General features: G+C 66.0%; 14 protein-coding genes. 8 read left to right on the plus strand and 6 right to left on the minus strand.

Translation table 11 applies throughout. The features are described from left to right. Positions 1-37 precede the first annotated feature (37 nt). The 5 genes from trkA to KTJ87_RS07025 all read left to right on the plus strand — a co-directional run bounded on the left by trkA (position 38) and on the right by KTJ87_RS07025 (position 5,034). A complete protein-coding gene (trkA, locus tag KTJ87_RS07005; RefSeq protein WP_267138384.1) occupies positions 38-1,414 on the plus strand; it encodes a Trk system potassium transporter TrkA in 1,377 nt (458 codons plus the stop codon). Beyond that, a complete protein-coding gene (locus KTJ87_RS07010) occupies positions 1,414-2,937 on the plus strand; it encodes a TrkH family potassium uptake protein (RefSeq protein ID WP_267138385.1) in 1,524 nt (507 codons plus the stop codon). Before trkA ends, KTJ87_RS07010 begins: the two co-directional genes overlap by 1 nt. A gap of 134 nt (positions 2,938-3,071) precedes the next feature. Beyond that, positions 3,072-3,305 (plus strand): RNA chaperone Hfq, encoded by a 234-nt coding sequence (gene hfq / locus KTJ87_RS07015; RefSeq protein ID WP_267138386.1) that lies wholly within the window; start codon positions 3,072-3,074, stop codon positions 3,303-3,305. A gap of 3 nt (positions 3,306-3,308) precedes the next feature. Then, complete coding sequence (gene hflX / locus KTJ87_RS07020) at positions 3,309-4,583, plus strand: GTPase HflX (protein WP_267138387.1); 1,275 nt, start codon at positions 3,309-3,311, stop codon at positions 4,581-4,583. 52 nt (positions 4,584-4,635) lie between these two features. After that, complete coding sequence (locus KTJ87_RS07025) at positions 4,636-5,034, plus strand: DUF2177 family protein (protein WP_267138388.1); 399 nt, start codon at positions 4,636-4,638, stop codon at positions 5,032-5,034. Here the strand turns inward: KTJ87_RS07025 and KTJ87_RS07030 are convergent, their stop codons facing one another. Continuing rightward, a complete protein-coding gene (locus tag KTJ87_RS07030; RefSeq protein ID WP_267138389.1) occupies positions 5,035-7,497 on the minus strand; it encodes a penicillin acylase family protein in 2,463 nt (820 codons plus the stop codon). It lies immediately after the preceding gene. 87 nt (positions 7,498-7,584) lie between these two features. Here KTJ87_RS07030 and KTJ87_RS07035 point away from each other — a divergent pair, with 87 nt between their 5' ends. Further along, a complete protein-coding gene (locus tag KTJ87_RS07035; RefSeq protein WP_267138390.1) occupies positions 7,585-8,454 on the plus strand; it encodes an NAD(P)-dependent oxidoreductase in 870 nt (289 codons plus the stop codon). Between the two features lie 170 nt (positions 8,455-8,624). On the opposite strand, the gene KTJ87_RS07040 is transcribed toward KTJ87_RS07035, so the two are convergent. Together KTJ87_RS07040 and hemB are read right to left on the minus strand one after the other, a co-directional pair. Further along, a complete protein-coding gene (locus tag KTJ87_RS07040; RefSeq protein ID WP_267138391.1) occupies positions 8,625-9,182 on the minus strand; it encodes a lipid-binding SYLF domain-containing protein in 558 nt (185 codons plus the stop codon). Positions 9,183-9,310: 128 nt separating this feature from the next. Beyond that, positions 9,311-10,318: a porphobilinogen synthase gene (hemB, locus tag KTJ87_RS07045; RefSeq protein WP_267138392.1), complete on the minus strand. Its 1,008-nt coding sequence runs from the start codon at positions 10,316-10,318 to the stop codon at positions 9,311-9,313. Positions 10,319-10,402: 84 nt separating this feature from the next. On the opposite strand from hemB, the gene KTJ87_RS07050 reads away from it, so the two are divergent. Both KTJ87_RS07050 and mfd read left to right on the plus strand, forming a co-directional pair. Beyond that, positions 10,403-10,918, plus strand: a complete 516-nt coding sequence (locus tag KTJ87_RS07050) for a component of SufBCD complex (RefSeq protein ID WP_267138393.1) — start codon at positions 10,403-10,405, stop codon at positions 10,916-10,918. Between the two features lie 59 nt (positions 10,919-10,977). Beyond that, positions 10,978-14,439 carry a transcription-repair coupling factor gene (gene mfd, locus KTJ87_RS07055; RefSeq protein WP_267138394.1) on the plus strand — a complete coding sequence of 1,154 codons (3,462 nt, stop codon included), beginning with the start codon at positions 10,978-10,980 and terminating at the stop codon, positions 14,437-14,439. Here the strand turns inward: mfd and KTJ87_RS07060 are convergent. From KTJ87_RS07060 to KTJ87_RS07070, 3 genes are read right to left on the minus strand one after another with little or no spacing between them, the layout of a single operon-like run. Continuing rightward, positions 14,436-15,671 (minus strand): multidrug effflux MFS transporter, encoded by a 1,236-nt coding sequence (locus KTJ87_RS07060; RefSeq protein ID WP_267138395.1) that lies wholly within the window; start codon positions 15,669-15,671, stop codon positions 14,436-14,438. The two genes, mfd and KTJ87_RS07060, sit on opposite strands and share 4 nt — an antisense overlap. Further along, complete coding sequence (locus KTJ87_RS07065; protein WP_267138396.1) at positions 15,668-16,318, minus strand: DsbA family oxidoreductase; 651 nt, start codon at positions 16,316-16,318, stop codon at positions 15,668-15,670. Before KTJ87_RS07065 ends, KTJ87_RS07060 begins: the two co-directional genes overlap by 4 nt. Continuing rightward, positions 16,305-17,831, minus strand: coding sequence for a class I adenylate-forming enzyme family protein (locus KTJ87_RS07070; RefSeq protein WP_267138397.1), 1,527 nt, complete (start codon positions 17,829-17,831; stop codon positions 16,305-16,307). The genes KTJ87_RS07065 and KTJ87_RS07070 overlap by 14 nt, the downstream gene beginning before the upstream one ends. Positions 17,832-17,865 lie beyond the last annotated feature (34 nt).

Raw genomic sequence — 17,865 nt, forward strand, 5'->3', positions numbered from 1 at the left:
CATCGGTTAGGTTCGGCAACGGCGGGACAAGAGTGCCATGAAGGTCATCATCTGCGGCGCGGGTCAGGTCGGCTGGCAGATCGCGCGGCACCTGTCAGGTGAACGCAACGACGTCACCGTCGTCGACAACAACGCCGATCTCGTGCGCCGCGCCACCGATACGCTGGACGTGCAGGGCATCGCCGGGCACGCAAGCTATCCGGATGTGCTGGACCGCGCGGGTGCGCGCGACGCCGACATGATCATCGCCGCGACCCATTCGGACGAGGTGAACATGGTCACCTGCCAGGTGGCCCATTCGGTGTTTGCCGTGCCGCGCAAGATCGCGCGGCTGCGGGCACAAAGCTATCTCACGGCGATATATTCTGACCTTTACCGGCGCGAGCACATGCCGATCGACGTGGTCATCAGCCCAGAGCGCGAGGTGGCCAAGGCCGCGCTGCGCCGTCTGGCCGCGCCGGTGGCCTTTGATACCGAGACCTTTCTCGAAGGGCAGGGCCAGTTGATGGGCATCGTCCTGGAAGAGGATTGCCCGGTCCTGAACACGCCGCTTCGGCAGTTGACCGACCTGTTCTCAACCCTGCGCGCCATCGTGGTGGGCGTGCGGCGTGAGGGCAGGCTGTTCGCGCCCGAAGCCGGCGACCAGCTGTTTCAGGGCGATCAGGTCTATGTCTTTTCGCACAAGGACGACACCGGCCGCACTCTCGAGATCTTCGGCAAGGCGAACAAGCGTCAGGACCGCGTGGTGATCCTTGGCGGCGGCAACGTCGGACTTGCAGTGGCCACCGCGCTTGAATCGCGGACCGAGCGCATCCGCGCCAAGGTGATCGAGAAGAACCGCGCCTGCGCCGAACACGCCGCGGACGCGCTGGAACGGACCATCGTGCTGCACGGCGACGGGATGAACGCCGATCTTCTGGCCGAGGCGAACATCGACCGCGCCGACGCGATCCTGTGCGTGACTGACGACGACAAGACCAACCTTCTGGCCGCTGTCCGGGCGAAATCGGCGGGCTGCCGCATGGCGATCTGCCTGATCAACGATCCCACGCTTGTCGGGCTGATGGGACCGCTCGACATCGACGCCTACATCAACCCGCGCCAGACCACGGTCAGCTCCATCCTGCGCCACATCCGCCACGGGCGGGTGCGCAACATCTATTCCATCGGCGACGCCGAGGCCGAGGTGATCGAGGCGCAGGTTCTTTCGACCTCGCCGATTTCCGGCAAGCTGGTGCGCGACACCGATTTTCCCGAAGGCGTGCTGCTGGGCGGCATCCTGAAGGACGGCAAGTACGTCAAGCCCACGGGCAGCACCCGCATCGAGGAAGGCGACGTGATCGCGCTGTTCGCGATGGCTGCCGACGTGCCCGAGGTCGAGCGCCTGCTGCAGGTCTCGATCGACTTCTTCTGATGCTGGCGCGGATCCTTGGCCTTCCGCTGATCGTCATCCTGATCGGGATCGCGTCGCTGTCGATGGCCGTGCCCGCGCTGGTGGCCCTTGGCGCGGGCGACCGGGGCGACGCGGTGTCCTTTGGCTTTGGCCTTGTGGTGTTCTCGGCGCTGAGCGTGCTTCTGGCCATCGCCACCTGGAACCACGAGACCGACCGCCCCGCGCGCAGCTACCTTCTGTCTCTGCTCGCGGCCTTTACCGTTCTGCCGCTGGTCCTGGCGGTGCCATTTCACGATGCCGTCGGCAACACCGGCTTTTTCAACGCTTACTGGGAGATGCTGTCGTCGCTGACCACGACCGGCGCGACGCTGTATCCCGATCCGGCGCGGCTGTCGGCGACCGAGCATCTGTGGCGCGGGCTTGTGGCCTGGCAGGGCGGATTCCTGTTCTGGATCACGGCGGTGGCGATCCTGGCGCCGATGAACCTTGGCGGCTTCGAGGTGCTGTCTCCGGCAGAGGCGGGGCAGGGCGCCACCGCGCAGTCCGGGCCGATCACCTCTGTCGCAAGCGGATCGCAGCGGCTGCAAGGCTACAGCGTGCAGCTTCTTCCGGTCTATGTGGGGCTGACGCTGGCGCTTTGGGTGTCGCTTGTCGTGCTGGGCGATCCGCCGCTTGTGGCTGCGATCCATGCCATGTCGACGATGTCCACCTCTGGCATCTCGCCCATCGGCGGGGCGGATACCGCGGTGTCCGGCGTGCGCGGCGAAGTCGTGATCTTCATCTTCCTGTTCTTCGCCATCTCACGCCAGACCTTCACCCGCGACCGCCCGGAACGCGGGTTCGTGCGCCTTGCCACCGATCCCGAGTTCCGCATGGGCCTTGGCTGCGCCGTCGCGGTGCCGGCGTTCCTGTTCCTGCGCCACTGGTTCGGCGCGATCGAGGGGCCGGGCGACACCGACCTCGGCACCGCGCTCAACGCGCTCTGGGGCAGCATCTTTACGGTGATGTCATTCCTGTCGACCACAGGGTTCGTGTCATCCGAATGGGGCGAGGCGCAGGTCTGGTCGGGGTTCCGCACGCCGGGCCTTCTGCTGATGGGGCTGGCGCTGATCGGCGGCGGCGTCGCGACCACGGCGGGCGGGGTCAAGCTGCTGCGGGTCTATGCGCTGTATTCCCACGGGCTGCGCGAGCTGGAGAAACTGGTCCTGCCGAACTCGGTCGGGGGCAGCGGCCCACAGGCCCGGCGCATCCGGCGGCAGGGCGCCTATGTGGCGTGGATCTTCTTCATGCTCTTCGCGATGTCCATCGCCGTCATAATGCTGGCGCTGTCGATGACCGGCATCGCCTTCGAGCCCGCCGTGATCCTGACCATCGCCAGCCTTTCGACGACCGGCCCGCTGATCGAGGTGGCGGGCGGCGGCACGCTGACCTTCGCCACCCTTGGCGATGCGGCCAAGGCGATCCTTGCCGCCGCGATGGTGCTGGGACGGCTTGAAACGCTTGCGATCATCGCCATTCTCAACCCAGAGTTCTGGAGGCGCTGAGCCTTCCTTTTAACCCGCAAGGGTAACGGGCTGATTTTGGGACTGGAATCTTGCGATTCTCATGCCCATACTTGATAAGGGACTGCCCGGGGCATAGAGCCTTACAGACAGAGCAAGAAAAAAGGCAAAACCTGATGGCCTCTGACAAGCAAAATTTGCAAGACGCATTTCTGAACCACGTCCGGAAAACCAAGGTTCCGGTCACGATTTTCCTGATCAACGGCGTCAAGTTGCAGGGCGTCATTACATGGTTCGACAATTTTTGCGTGCTTCTGCGCCGCGACGGCCAATCGCAGCTTGTCTACAAGCACGCGATCTCGACGATCATGCCGTCGCAACCGATCAACCTGTATGACGGTGAAGACTAGATCTTGGAGACGACCGAACAGGAAGACACCCGCGCCTGGGTTCTCCACCCCGACATCCGCAGCGACCGTGAGCGGAAGGATGCCAAGCCCGCCCTGGACGAGGCCATCGCGCTTGCCCATGCGCTGCCCGGACTTTCCGTCGGCGGCGGCGAGATCGTGCGCCTGCCCAAGGCGCATCCCGGCAAGCTGTTCGGCAAGGGCAAGCTGGCCGAACTCGCCGAGCGGTTCCACGAGGACGAGGTCGAGCTGGTCGTGATCGACGGGCCGGTGACGCCCGTGCAGCAGCGCAATCTCGAAAAGGAATGGAAGCTGAAGGTGCTCGACCGCACCGGGCTGATCCTTGAAATCTTCTCGGACCGTGCCCGCACCCGCGAGGGCGTGCTTCAGGTCGAGATGGCGCACCTGAGCTATCAGCGCACCCGGCTGGTGCGGGCGTGGACCCACCTTGAACGCCAGCGCGGCGGGCTTGGCTTTGTCGGTGGCCCCGGCGAGACTCAGATCGAGGCGGACCGCCGCGCCATTGACGATCAGCTGACCCGCCTCAAGCGCCAGTTGGACAAGGTCGTGCGCACGCGCGAATTGCACCGCGCCGCCCGCGCCAAGGTGCCGTTCCCCATCGTCGCGCTGGTCGGCTACACCAACGCCGGGAAATCAACGCTGTTCAACCGGCTGACCGGGGCGGACGTTTTCGCCAAGGACATGCTGTTCGCCACGCTCGACCCGACGATGCGCCGCGTTGTTTTGCCGACGGGTGCCGAGGTGATCCTGTCGGACACCGTGGGTTTCATCTCGAACCTGCCGACGCAGCTTGTCGCCGCCTTCCGCGCCACGCTGGAAGAGGTGCTCGAGGCCGATCTGATCCTGCATGTCCGCGACATCGCGCATCCCGACACCGAGGCGCAGGCCAAGGACGTCGAAGCCATCCTGCATGACCTTGGCGTCAGCAAGGACACCGAGGTGATCGAGGTCTGGAATAAGGTCGATCTTGTGGATCCGGACCACCGGCAGGCCTTACAGACGCTCGCCGATCGCACCGAGGGCGTCTTTACCATGTCCGCGCTGACCGGCGAGGGCGTGGCGCCGCTGATGACGGCGGTCTCGGATACGCTCGATTCCGAACGCAGCGAACGGGTGCTGCAGCTTGACTATTCCGATGGCAAGCGCCGCGCCTGGCTGCACCAGGAAGGCATCGTGACCGCCGAGACAGAGCGCGAGGGCGGCTTTGACATCACCGTGCGCTGGACTGCCCGGCAAGAGAAAAACTACCGCGACCTCTAGCGGCGCGTGCCTGATGCACTAGCTCGCACTTGGTAGCGCAGCCGGAGTCCCCATGTCCCTTGTCGTCCTGTATCTCGTATCCGCCGTGGTCTTTCTTGTCGTCGACGCCATCGGCCTGACCGTCCTTCTGAAGCCCTTGTTCGAGCGCAATCTGGGCGACATGCTGCTGGACGATGTCAAATTGGCCCCGGCAGCGGTGTTCTACCTGTTCTATGTCGCCGCGCTGACCTGGCTGGTGACATGGCCGATGCTGAACGACGCGCCGCTGTGGCGGATCGCGCTGAACGCGGCGATCTTCGGGGCTGCGGCCTATGGCACCTACGAGTTCACCAATCTTGCCACCTTGCGCAACTGGACCTGGCAGATGGTCGCCACAGACGTGACCTGGGGCACGCTCCTGACGGCGGGGTCGGCGACGGCCGGCGTGCTGGCCGCCCGCGCCATCGGCTGATCAGTTCGCGGGCTCCAGCCGCGTGATCCCGACCGCAGCCGCCCGCGCCAGATCGGGATCGAGCGACATCGGGATATACTCGCCGCGCCGCCAGATTTCGCCCAGATCGTCATAGTGACGGCTGAGCGGGTGTCCCGACTGCCCGGTCGAGACGACAAAGACGGAACTGTCGGGATCGGCGAAGTCATACACGCCTCGATACCCCGCGCCGTGCACGTTGAGAAACGGGTTCGGGCCGGTGCCAATGGTGCGTCCGCGCAAAAGCGTGTTGTCCCCCCCCGAGGTGGACTGGCGGATGTTCACAAACCATTTCAGCACCGGTGTTTCGCCCAGCACCTGATGGTCATGCGTTGCCTGGTGGGCGTCGCCCCAGCGCAGCGATTCCAGCGCGGTGCCATAGGTCTCGTCGATCCAGACCAGCGCATCGTCCAGCGCCAGCCGTGCGATGTCGGTGCAGGTCTCGTCGGGGCCGGACTGGATCACGTCGCACCAGATCGCCGCTCCGTCCACGTCGCGGAACACCCGTTCGATGAACACCGGATCGGCGTGGGTATATTCGCGCGCGAGCGGCCCAAGCTCGTCCTGGATCAGACGGTCCTGCAAGGCGCGCAGCCAGGCCGCATAGATCAGCGGCTCGGGCAGATGTTCGTTCATCTCGCCGTTCCACTCGGCCAGCAGCGCCAGCGCGCGCTGGCGCAGGCGTTCGGGCGTGCCATCCGGCGCTGCCTCGTCGGTGAACCACAGATCGCGCGCGATCAGCGGCAGCAAGGAGCGCGCGGTGAACGACACGGTATCAAGCTGCGCCTCGATAAAGCTTTCGCGGGTGTGCACCTCTCGCGTCTGCATCAGGCGGCGCAGGCGCTGTATGCGCTGTGTGTCGCCCCACTCGAACGAGACGTGCAGCGGAAACGGCCGGTCGATCATCTTGTTGTTGGTGTTGGCGACGATGCCGCCCTCTGGGTCCATGAACTGCGGATTGGCGGCGGTCGGCAGATAACCGTCCCAACGGTTCTCGGGCCGCCATCCGGCAGAAGGCAGGCGGCCTTGGGTCTGGTGCTGGGCGCTGCGACGGGGCATCGCGCCGATCACCTTCATCGCCACGCCGTCCGCATCGGCAAGTGTTAGGTTCTGGCTGGGCGCGATGTATCCAGCGGTCGCACGCAGCGCCTCGCGCCGGTCGGCGGCCTGCATCAACGCCATCGCGGCGCTCATCGAGGTGTCGTCGCGGTCGAGCGCTGTCCATCCCAGCGACACGGCATGCCCCTCGGGCGTGATCGTGCCCAGCTTGTAGTGATAGCCCGGCAGGACCGGGCCGTTGACCGTGCGCCGCAACCGGATCGTCACCGGGTCCTGCCCGGCAACGCGGATGATGGATGAGGTGACATCCATGTCGGCCCAGCCGTCCGGTGTCAGGTACTGGTCGGGATCGTCCGGGTTCAGACGCTCGATGAACAGGTCCTGATCGTCGAGATAGGACGAGGTCAGCCCCCAGCCCAACCGCGCGCTGCGGCCCAGCAGCACCAGCGGCATCCCCGGAACGGTGCCGCCGATGACACCGCCCGATTTCAGCTCGATCCGCGCGAGATACCAGATCGCTGGGGCGGAAAAGCCGAGGTGCGGATCGTTCGCCAAAAGCGTGCCGCCCGTCGCCGCGCGGGAGGGCGCGGCGGCCCAGGCGTTTGACGCGCCCGCAAGGCCGCGGGCCGGGAAGGGGGACAGCGGATCGTCCGGCATCGGTTCGACGTCCGCGAAGACCGGGGCACCCGGGAACAGCGAGGCGAAATCGGGCAGCGCGGCAATGCCGTCCCCCGGAGCATCCGGCAACACGTCGGCCACGCGGTTCTCGGGCAGCACGAAGGAGGTGCGCGCGCGCAGCACTTCCTCTTCGAGATGGCCGGACAATTGCAACGCCATCAGCTTGATGATGGCGATGGAATCCGCCGGCTGCCAGGGAGCTACCGCGTTGTCGAACAGAAAGAATTCAGGCGCGCCGCGCCCGGCCGCCTCTTCGTTGACGCGGCGCAGCCAGGCGTTGACCCCGGCGGCATAGGCCTTCAGCGCATCGGCGGTGTAGGTGTCCTGATCCTCGAGCGAGGCGACGGCGGCGCCGTAGGGATCGAGCCTACGGATCAACTCGTCCAGTCGCAGCGTGCGGTCCCCGAACAGCTCGCTCAGGCGGCCCTGCACGGTGCGGCGCATCATCATCATTTGCCACAGGCGGTCCTGCGCATGGGCAAATCCAAGGCCGTAGTAGACGTCGTTGTCGGTCGCTCCGAAGACATGCGGGACGTTGGCGTTGTCGCGCACGATCTCGACCGGGCCGGTGATGCCCTGCACCCGGTGCGCGGCGCTGTAATCGGGCAGCGACCGCGCGGCCAGCAGATAGATCACGAAGACCGCAGCCAGGCCCAGCACCGCCAGAACCGTGAAGATGCGCAAGAGCCAGCGAAAGGTAAGTGCCATCGATTCCCCTTGGACGCGGTTGACCGCATCCGTGAGCTCGTTAGTTAGCGGTGACAGACATCAGACACAACGGCGATGGGGGAAGACATGGCACAGGTCGCGTTTCTGGGATTGGGCGTGATGGGTTATCCGATGGCGGGCCATCTGGCGAAGGCCGGGCACAGCGTCACGGCCTACAACCGCACCGCCTACAAGGCCGAGGACTGGGCGCGCGTGCATGGCGGCGGCCATGCGCCGACCCCGCGCGAGGCGGCGGAAGGCGCCGCGTTCGTGATGTCTTGCGTCGGCAACGACGACGACTTGCGGTCGGTCTGCCTTGGCGAGGACGGCGCGTTTGCAGGGATGGCCGAGGGCGCGGTCTTTGTCGATCACACGACGGTGTCGGCAGAGGTCACGCGCGAGCTGTATGAGGCGGCGCGCGAGGCCGGGATAGGCTATGTCGACGCGCCGATCTCGGGCGGGCAGGCGGGCGCACAGAACGGCGCGCTGTCGGTGATGTGCGGCGGCGATGCCGAAGTGTTCGACCGCGCCGCGCCGGTGATCGACGCCTATGCCAAGATCTGCCGCCGGATCGGCGGATCGGGCGCGGGCCAGATGACCAAGATGTGCAACCAGATCGCCATCGCCGGGCTGGTCCAGGGCCTGTCCGAAGCGCTGCATTTCGCCCAGAAGGCGGGTCTTGACGTTGCGGCAGTGGTCGAGGTCATCAGCCAGGGCGCGGCCGGGTCCTGGCAGATGTCGAACCGCCACCAGACGATGCTGGACGATCATTTCGAGCATGGCTTTGCGGTGGACTGGATGCGCAAGGATCTTGGCATCTGCCTCGATGCGGCGGACGAGGTCGGCGCGAGCCTGCCGGTCACGGCGCTGGTCGACCAGTTCTACAAGGACGTGCAGCGCATGGGCGGCGGGCGCTGGGACACCTCCTCGCTGATCCGGCGGTTGAACGCAGACTGAAAGCGCCCGGTTTCGCCGCGCTTGCGCGCGGCGACCGGCTGGGGGCTCTGCCCCCAGACCCCCGGAGGTATTTGGGGACCAAAGATGACGGGGGCTGTTCGATATGTGCCGGAGCTGGGGATGAATTGGCAGTCTGGCTCAGGTGCAATGTCGTATTTGTATAGCAGAGTCTAGGGAATGATGCGGGCGTACTTGGTGCCGCGCAGCGATGCGCCGACCAGAAGGCCGACCTGACCGAAGACCACAGCGACGACAGGTGCCAGCGAGGTCGTGGTGTCGGCGACGATCGCGCCGCCATCGTCCTTGACGGCGTATTCAAGGTCGGCGCCCGCGGTCCATCCATCCGAGAAGCGGAAATCGCGCAGCGCGTTGTCGGTCATGAAAAACAAGACATGCGCCGATTGTTGCGCGCCGATCTGCAGCCCGAAGCTGCCCGAGGTCGCCGAGTAGTAATCCACCGTCGCGCCGCCGATCCGAAGCGCGCCGCGGCCATAGCTGCCGCCCGCGAAGAAGCCTGCCTTGGTGACAAGCGGCATCACCAGTTGGCCGACGGACTTGTCGCGCAGTTGTGTCGTGGCCGGGTAGGTGGTGTAGAGGTAGTTCAGCGTCTGGTCGACGCGGGCGTCGATGGTGGCCGAACCGTTCGATCCGACGCCGTTGCCGCAAGCGGCAAGCGCGGCGGTGCTGCCAAGCCCGGCGAGGATGGCGCGGCGGGTGTGCTGTGTCATGGGACTGCCCTTCGTATCGATATGCCTCGGGTGCCGCCCTTGTTTCGTCCGGGCGGTCATGCGCAGGGTATAGACGAGGCGCGCCAGCCTGTCATTGCAAAATGGACCGGCAGAGCGCGGCGGGCGGCTTACCGCCAGCCCGCATTCAGCCGTTTTGCCGCCTCGGGTGCGAAATAGGTCAGGATCCCGTCGCAGCCGGCGCGCTTGAAGCCCAGAAGGCTTTCCATCATCACCTTTTCGCCGTCGAGCCAGCCGTTGCCGATGGCGGCCTGCAGCATCGCGTATTCGCCAGACACCTGATAGGCATAGGTCGGCACCGCGAAACGCTCTTTCACCCGGCGGCAGACGTCGAGATAGGGCATTCCGGGCTTGACCATCACCATGTCGGCGCCCTCGGCCAGATCGCGAGCGACAAGGCGCAGCGCCTCGTCGGTGTTGCCGGGGTCCATCTGGTAGGTCTTCTTGTCGCCCTTGAGCGCGCCCGACGCGCCGACCGCATCGCGGAAGGGCCCGTAAAAGCTGGAGGCGAACTTGGCCGCGTAGGACAGGATCGTGGTGTTCTGGAAGCCCGCGCCTTCCAGACCTGCCCGCATCGCGGCGATGCGGCCGTCCATCATGTCGGACGGTCCGATGATGTCGGCGCCCGCCGCCGCCTGCGCCACGGTCATCCTGACCAGCGCCTCGACGGTCTCGTCGTTCACGATGATGCCGTCCCGCACGATGCCGTCATGGCCGTTGATGTTGTAGGGATCGAGTGCGACGTCTGTCATGATCGCGATACCAGGAACCGCCGCCTTGATCGCGCGGGTGGCGCGGTTCGACAGGTTGTTCTCGTCCCAGGCTTCCTCGCACAGTTCGGTCTTGCGCGCGGGATCGACGTAGGGAAACAGGCAGATCACCGGAATGCCAAGGCCTGCCGCCATTTCCGCCGCGCGCACCGCCCGGTCGATGGTCAGGCGCTGGATGCCGGGCATCGAGGGGATGTCGTAGGCGTCGTTCTCGCCTTCCATCACGAAGATCGGCCAGATCAGGTCATCCACGGTCAGGGTATGCTCGCGCATCAGGCGGCGCAGTTCCGGACGCGCGCGCATCCGGCGGAAGCGGGCGGCGGGGAAGGGGGCGGGCGTGTCCGTCATGTCTTGGGCCTTTTCAACTGCAGCTTAAACGGGATACAGGGTTTTCGCGACTTCTCAAGGCCCCCGGCACAAGCAGGCTGCGCATTGGACATCTACACAACCATCTTCGAGGTGATCGACTTCCGGTCCTTCTCGAACCTTTGGTACTGGATCGCGCTGGCCGTTCTGTGGTCGACGACGACGCATTGGGTGCTGGGCGTGCCATTCGATCTTATCACCCGGGCGCGGCGGATCGGCGGCGAGGCCGAGGAAGACCTGATCGCCATCGTGCGCGTCAACGTGAACCGCATTCTCTATGTCGGCGACGTGCTGGGGGTTTATGTCACGGCGGGCAGCTGCGCGCTTCTGGCGATGCTGGCGGTGCTGGGCTTCGGCTATGCGGTCGAGTTCGCGCAGGCGCTGTTCCTGATGATGTTCCCCATGTCCCTGGTCGGGCTGCTGAGCGTGCGCACCGCGCGGATCATCCGGGCCGAAGACGGCGCGCAGCTTTACAAGCGGCTGAACCGGCACCGTCATGCCGTGCGCGCGATCGGGATGCTGTCGATCTTCGTCACCGGCATGTGGGGCATGTACCAGAACCTGTCGGTCGGCGCGCTGTAGCCGGGCCTGCGGGTGCGATGCCGGTTGACACCGCCCCCTGCGTCGTTACCTGAGCGCAAATGTCCTCCCCTTCCCATATCACCGTCGGCGGCGCGCCCGAGGGCTTTGATGCCCGGCTGCTGGCCGAGGAACTGCACAAGACCGGCAAGCCGGTCGTGCATGTCGCCCGTGACGACAAGCGCCTTGCCGCGATGGCCGCCGCGCTGGAATTCTTCGCGCCGCATGTGACGGTGATCCGGTTTCCCGGCTGGGATTGCCTGCCCTATGACCGGATGTCGCCCAACCCCGAGATTGCGGCGGCGCGGATGGCGACGCTCGCGGGGCTGGCAGCGGGCATTCCGGGACCGTTCATCCTGCTCACGACGCTGAACGCCGCGACCCAGCGCGTGCCCGCGCGGGACGTTGTGCGCGGCGCCAGTTTCGCCGCGCGGGTGGGTGACCGGATCGACGAGAGCGCGCTGCGGCATTTTCTGGTGCGCATGGGGTTCACCCAGACCCCCACGGTGATGGAACCCGGGGACTATGCGGTGCGCGGCGGCATCATCGACATCTATCCGCCGGGGCACAGCGGGCCGGTGCGGCTTGATCTGTTCGGCGACGTGCTGGACGGCGCGCGGCGCTTTGATCCGGCCAGCCAGCGCACCACCGAGACGCTGCAGGCGGTCGAGTTCGCGCCGATGTCAGAGGTTATCCTCGACGATGCCGCGATCACGCGGTTCCGCCAGAGCTACCGGATAGAGTTTGGCGCGGCGGGCACCGACGATCCGCTGTACGAAGCGGTCAGCGCCGGGCGCAAGCATCAGGGCGTGGAGCACTGGCTGCCGTTTTTCCACGAGCGGCTGGAGACGCTGCTGGACTACCTGCCGGGCGCGACCGTGACGCAGGACGATCAGGTCACGCCCGCGCGCATCGCCCGCTGGGAGATGATTGAAGACCAGTACGAAACCCGCCAGCACGCCATGACGCAGAAGAACCGCGTCGACACCGTCTACAAGCCGTGCCCGCCGGGCCTTCTGTATCTGGACGAGGCGGCGTGGGACGCCGCCGTCGCGTCGCACCGGCTGCTGAAGTTCAATCCGCTGCCGCACGCCTCGGGCCCCGGCGTGATCGACGCCGGGGGGCGGATCGGGCGCAACTTTTCGCCAGAGCGGCAACAGGAATCGGTAAGCCTTTTCGGCTCGTTGGCCCAGCATATTGAGGCAATGCGCAAAGGCGGTCAGGTTGTAATCGCCAGCTATTCCGAAGGCGCGCGCGAACGGCTTTCGGGCCTGCTGGAGGATCAGGACATCGTCGGCGCGACCGAGATCTCCGACTGGCGCGATGTGCCAGACAGCAAGGGCGGTCTGTATCTGGCCGTCTGGGCGCTGGAGCATGGCTTTACCGCCAAGGGGCTGACGGTGATTTCGGAGCAGGACGTGCTGGGCGACCGGCTGATCCGGTCCACGAAAAAGCGCCGCCGCGCCGACAACTTCCTGACCGAGGCGCAATCGCTGTCGCAGGGCGACCTGATCGTCCACGTGGACCACGGCGTTGGGCGCTTCACCGGCCTCGAGGTCATCACGGCGATGGGCGCGGCGCATGAATGCCTTGTGCTGGAATACGCGGGCGGGGACCGGCTGTTCCTGCCGGTCGAGAACATCGAGCTTCTCAGCCGCTTCGGCCATGACGAGGGCCTTCTCGACAAGCTGGGCGGCGGCGCGTGGCAGGCCAAGAAGGCCCGCCTCAAGGAACGTATCAGGCAGGTCGCGGACAAGCTGATCCGCATCGCCGCCGAGCGCCTGTTGCGAAAGGGCGCGATCCTGGAGCCGCCCGATGGCATGTGGGACGCGTTCTCGGCCCGCTTTCCCTATCAGGAAACCGACGACCAGTTGCGTGCCATCGGCGATGTGCTGACCGATCTGGGGTCCGGCACCCCGATGGACCGGCTGATCTGCGGCGATGTGGGCTTTGGCAAGACCGAGGTTGCGATGCGCGCGGCCTTCGTGGCTGCAATGTCGGGCGCGCAGGTCGCCGTGATCGCGCCGACGACGCTTTTGGCCCGGCAACACCTGTCATCGTTCAGAGAGCGGTTTCGCGGCTTTCCCATCGAGGTGCGCGGGCTGTCGCGGTTCATCAGCCAGAAGGACGCCGCCGAGACCAAGAAGCGGATGGGCGACGGGTCTGTCGACATCGTCGTCGGCACCCATGCGCTTCTGGCCAAAGGCATCAGGTTCAAGAACCTGGGCCTTCTGGTCATCGACGAGGAACAGCATTTCGGCGTCACCCACAAGGAGCGCCTGAAGCAGCTGAGATCCGACATCCACGTGCTTACGCTGACCGCGACGCCGATCCCGCGCACGCTGCAACTGTCGCTGACGGGCGTGCGCGACCTGTCGATCATCGGCACGCCCCCGATCGACCGCCTGGCGATCCGCACCTACGTGTCCGAGTTCGACGCGATAACGGTGCGTGAGGCCCTGCTGCGCGAACATTATCGCGGCGGGCAGTCGTTCTATGTCGTGCCGCGCATCAGCGATCTGGCGGAAATACAGGACTTCCTGACCGAACAACTGCCGGAGCTGTCCTTTGTCACCGCGCACGGCCAGATGGCGGCGGGCGAGCTCGACGACCGGATGAACGCCTTCTACGACGGCAAGTATGACGTGCTTCTGGCGACGACCATCGTGGAATCCGGCCTCGACATTCCGACCGCCAACACCCTGATCGTGCACCGCGCCGACATGTTCGGGCTGGCGCAACTTTACCAGATCAGGGGCAGGGTGGGCCGGTCCAAGGCGCGCGCCTATGCCTACCTGACCACCAAGCCGCGCATGAAGCTGACGCCCGCCGCCGAAAAGCGCCTGCGCGTCCTCGGCTCGCTCGACACGCTGGGCGCGGGGTTCACCCTGGCCAGCCAGGATCTCGACATTCGCGGCGCCGGCAACCTTGTGGGCGAGGAACAGTCGGGCCACATCCGCGAGGTCGGATACGAGCTTTACCAATCCATGCTGGAAGAGGCGATCGCCAAGATCCGCTCGGGCGAGCTGGAGGGGCTGACCGACGATGACGGGCACTGGGCGCCGCAGATCAATCTTGGCGTTTCGGTCCTGATCCCAGAGGATTACGTCCCCGATCTTGATGTGCGCCTCGGACTCTATCGCCGCCTGTCGGACCTGCACACCAAGGTCGAGCTGGAAGGCTTCGCCGCCGAGTTGATCGACCGCTTCGGCAAGCTGCCGAAAGAGGTCAACACGCTGCTGCTGGTCGTGCGTATCAAGGAGATGTGCAAGCGCGCGGGGATCGCGCGGCTGGATGGCGGCCCGAAGGGCGCGACGATCCAGTTCCACAAGGACAAGTTCGCCAATCCCGCCGGTCTGGTCGAGTTCCTCCAGGATCAGAAGGGGCTGGCGAAGGTAAAGGACAACAAGATCATCGTGCGCCGCGACTGGGCCCGCGACAGCGACAAGATCAAGGGCGCCTTCGCCATTGCCCGCGACCTTGCCGAGAAGGTGAAGGAAGCAAAGGCGAAGGAGAAGGCCTAGGTGGCCTCGCTTTCAGTCTCGGGCACATCGCCGATCCGCCGCACCAGCAGCAGCGCCGCAAGGATCAGCACCGTCGTTCCGGCCATGATCGGCACTGGCGTTCCATCGAACAGCAGGCTGATCGGCGCGGCGAGGATCACCGCAACCACGGTCGAGATCGCGCCGATGATCGACGCGGCCATGCCTGCCAGATGTCCCAGCGGCTCCATCGCCAGAGCGTTGAGGTTCCCGACGGTCAGCTGCACCATGTAGAACAGGCACTGCGTCCAGACGATGTAGATCCAGAAGCTCCACGCGCCCGCCGCCGACCATGTCGCCGTGGCAACCACCGAGATCACCAGCGCGACGGTCAGCGAGATCGACACGACGCGGCGCATCCCCATCTTCTCGACGATCTGCGAGTTCAGGATCGATCCGGTCGCGGCTAGCAGGGCGATCCCCGCGAACCAGTAGGGAAAGACATCGTTCATGCCGTAAGTGCGGTCAAAGATCAGTTGCGTTGCCGAGATCGCGAGGAACAGAGCGGCGAAGACCATGGTGATGGCGATGATCGTCGTGACCGAGCGGCGGTTGGTGAGAACCTCGACGACGCCCTCGCGCAGGATCGCCGGGCGAAAGGCGCGGCGCTTGTCGGCGGGCAGCGTTTCGGCCTGGCGCAGCGTGATCCAGGTGACGGAAATCAGCGAGAAAACCAGGAACGCGCCGAAGATCGCACGCCAGGTGCCGGTGACGGCGATGATCCCCGACCCGATCAGCGGCGCAAAGGCGGGAAACAGGGTGAAGATCATCATGATGAACGAGACTATCTTGGCCATTTTCCGGCCCGAATACAGATCGCGCACGATGGCCAGCGCCACGACGCGCGGACCGGCGGCGCCCAGCCCCTGCAGGACACGGGCGACAAGGATCAATTCCAGCGATGGGGCGATCCAGGCCAGCGCGGCGCCAACGCAATAGACCAGCGCGCCGAAAATGATGATCGGCTTGCGGCCGAAGGTGTCGGACAAGGGCCCGGTGAACAGCGTGCCAACGCCCATCCCGAGGATGAAGCTGGTAATCATCAACTGCACCCGGTTGGGATCGTCGGGCGTCAATTCGGCGACGATGCCCGGAAAGGCGGGCAGCATCGCGTCGACGGAAAACGCGATCGTGGCGAACATCATCGCCATGACGGCGATGAATTCGGCCTGCGACAGTTGCTTTTTCGGCTGGGGCAGGGGCGAAGGGCTCATTGCTCGCCCGCCTGTTCACTCTCGGCGAGCATCTCGGCGATCACACCCGTCCAAAGCTCGGGTGGCTGCGCGCCGGGCACGGCATGGCGCTGGCCGACAACGAAGGTCGGCACGCCGGTGACGCCGCGCTCGCGCGCCCAGGCGTCGCGGGCGCGGATGTCCTCGATGTCGGCGTCCGATTCCAACAGGCGGTGGACCAGCGCCGCGTCCATCTCGATCCCGTCGGCGATGTCGGCCAGAACCTCGTGGGCGCCGATGTCGCGCCCGTCCTCGAAATACGCCTTGAACAGCGCCGAGACGGCGGCGGTCTGGCGCTGCTCGATCCCGGCCCAGTGGATCAGACGGTGTGCGTCAAGCGTGTTCGGCGTGCGCTCGATCTTGCTGAAATCTATCGACAGGCCAGCCTCTTGCGCGGCCTCCTCAATGCGGGCGTAGACCTGCACTGCCTGCGCCTTGCCGCCGAACTTGGCTTCCAGATAGGTGCGCCGGTCCATCCCTCCCGCAGGCATGTCGGGGTTAAGCTGGTAGGGATGCCATTCGATCACGAAGGGATGGTTCGGCTCTGCCATCAAGGCGGCATCAAGGTTGGCCTTGCCGATGTAGCACCACGGGCAGATCGGATCGGAGAGGATATCAAGCTTTGCCATGTTCGCATTCCCAGTTGTCCCGAAGCGCGCGGCGCAGGATCTTGTTGTTTGCGCCTTTGGGCAGCGCGTCGACCCGGCGATAGAGGCGCGGGCATTTGTAGCGGGCAAGGTTGCCGCCCGCGAATTCGTTCAACGCCGCCTCGCCCGGATCGGTTTGTGCGACATAGAACAGCGCGATCACCGTGGTGTCGGCCTTTACGGTCACTTCGGCGGCGGCGCATTCGGTGATGCCGGGATGGGCGGTCAGCACCTGTTCCACCTCGATCGGCGAGACGCGGTAGCCGCCGGCGTTCATCATGTCGTCGGCGCGGCCGAGATAGCTGATCGCGCCGTCCTCTGCCATCGACACGGTGTCGCCTGTCAGGAACCAGTCGCCGCTGAACCGCTCGGCGGTCGCCTCGGGGGCATTCCAGTAGCCCAGCATCAGGCCGGGATCGCTGCGCGCGACGGCAAGTGTTCCGGGGGTGCCACGCGGCACGATGCCGTCCTCGCCGATCACCGCAACGCGGCGGCCGGGCTGCGGATAGCCAAGGCTGCCGGGCGGCGCGGGCTGCGCCGGGCTGCCCGAGACGAAGGTCGAGCATTCGGACATGCCGAACGCCTCGAAGATCGGGGTTCCGGTGGCAGCCTGCCAGTCGCGGTGCAGGCGCTCGGGCAGCTTCTCGCCCGCCGACAGCCCGTGGCGCAGCTTGGGCAGGCCCGGCATCGGCGCGCGCAACATCTGCCGATAGACGCCCGGCGCAGCGGCAAAGATCGTCACGTCATGGCGGCGCAGCAGCAGCGGCAACTGGTCCGGCGTCACGCCCGCGCCGGGGATCAGCGCGGTAGCGCCCACCGACCACGGGTCCATCAGGCCGGTGCCCAGCGTGTAGGTCCAGTTGAAGGCGCCCGCGTGCAGCAGCCGGTCGCCTTCGCCAAGGCCGTACCATCCGTCCCACATCATCCGCCGCGCCCAGATCGCGCGGTGGGCATGGGTGACGGCGCGCGGCACGCCCGAGGTGCCGGAGGTATAGATGATATATCCGGGCCGTTCGGGGTCGCCCATGGCATACTCGGCGGGAGCAAGGGTTCGCATGGCGTGCAGGTCCGCCGTGGTCAGCACAGGCGCGGCGCAGTCCTCGGGCAGGGCGACGCCGTCACCGGACACGATCAGCGCCGGGGTGATCTCGGCCGCGATCTTGCCCACCTCGCGCACCGTCAGTTGTGCCGACGTCGGCACCGGGATCAGGTCGACAGCCAGCGCGGCGAGATAGGTGATCGGGAAGTCGACGGTGTTTCCAAGCCGCATGAGCACGCGCTCGCCCGGCTGTGCACCTGCGCGCAACAGGCCAGTGGCGGTGCCGCGCACGGCGGCCTCCAGCCGCCCATAGCTCCAGCGTTCGGCGCCCGCAGGCGTGACGACCGCCAGCGCGATCTTGTCGGCAAGCGCCTCTGCACGGCCAAGCACATGGGCTGCCATGTTGAACGGAGAGGGGCAGGCGGGCGGCGCGCCCGCATCGAATATCGCGTCCATGGCAGCGGGTTACGCCCGGCCCATGACAGTTGCA

The organism is Anianabacter salinae, assembly GCF_019061145.1.
GTDB lineage: Bacteria > Pseudomonadota > Alphaproteobacteria > Rhodobacterales > Rhodobacteraceae > Anianibacter > Anianibacter salinarum.

Bases quoted from the DNA above. Each gene is read 5' to 3' on its own strand.
- trkA (WP_267138384.1), top strand. From the start codon at position 38: ATGAAGGTCATCATCTGCGGCGCGGGTCAGGTCGGCTGGCAGATCGCG.
- KTJ87_RS07010 (WP_267138385.1), top strand. From the start codon at position 1,414: ATGCTGGCGCGGATCCTTGGCCTTCCGCTGATCGTCATCCTGATCGGG.
- hfq (WP_267138386.1), top strand. From the start codon at position 3,072: ATGGCCTCTGACAAGCAAAATTTGCAAGACGCATTTCTGAACCACGTC.
- KTJ87_RS07025 (WP_267138388.1), top strand. From the start codon at position 4,636: ATGTCCCTTGTCGTCCTGTATCTCGTATCCGCCGTGGTCTTTCTTGTC.
- KTJ87_RS07030 (WP_267138389.1), bottom strand. From the start codon at position 7,497: ATGGCACTTACCTTTCGCTGGCTCTTGCGCATCTTCACGGTTCTGGCG.
- KTJ87_RS07035 (WP_267138390.1), top strand. From the start codon at position 7,585: ATGGCACAGGTCGCGTTTCTGGGATTGGGCGTGATGGGTTATCCGATG.
- KTJ87_RS07040 (WP_267138391.1), bottom strand. From the start codon at position 9,182: ATGACACAGCACACCCGCCGCGCCATCCTCGCCGGGCTTGGCAGCACC.
- hemB (WP_267138392.1), bottom strand. From the start codon at position 10,318: ATGACGGACACGCCCGCCCCCTTCCCCGCCGCCCGCTTCCGCCGGATG.
- mfd (WP_267138394.1), top strand. From the start codon at position 10,978: ATGTCCTCCCCTTCCCATATCACCGTCGGCGGCGCGCCCGAGGGCTTT.
- KTJ87_RS07060 (WP_267138395.1), bottom strand. From the start codon at position 15,671: ATGAGCCCTTCGCCCCTGCCCCAGCCGAAAAAGCAACTGTCGCAGGCC.
- KTJ87_RS07065 (WP_267138396.1), bottom strand. From the start codon at position 16,318: ATGGCAAAGCTTGATATCCTCTCCGATCCGATCTGCCCGTGGTGCTAC.
- KTJ87_RS07070 (WP_267138397.1), bottom strand. From the start codon at position 17,831: ATGGACGCGATATTCGATGCGGGCGCGCCGCCCGCCTGCCCCTCTCCG.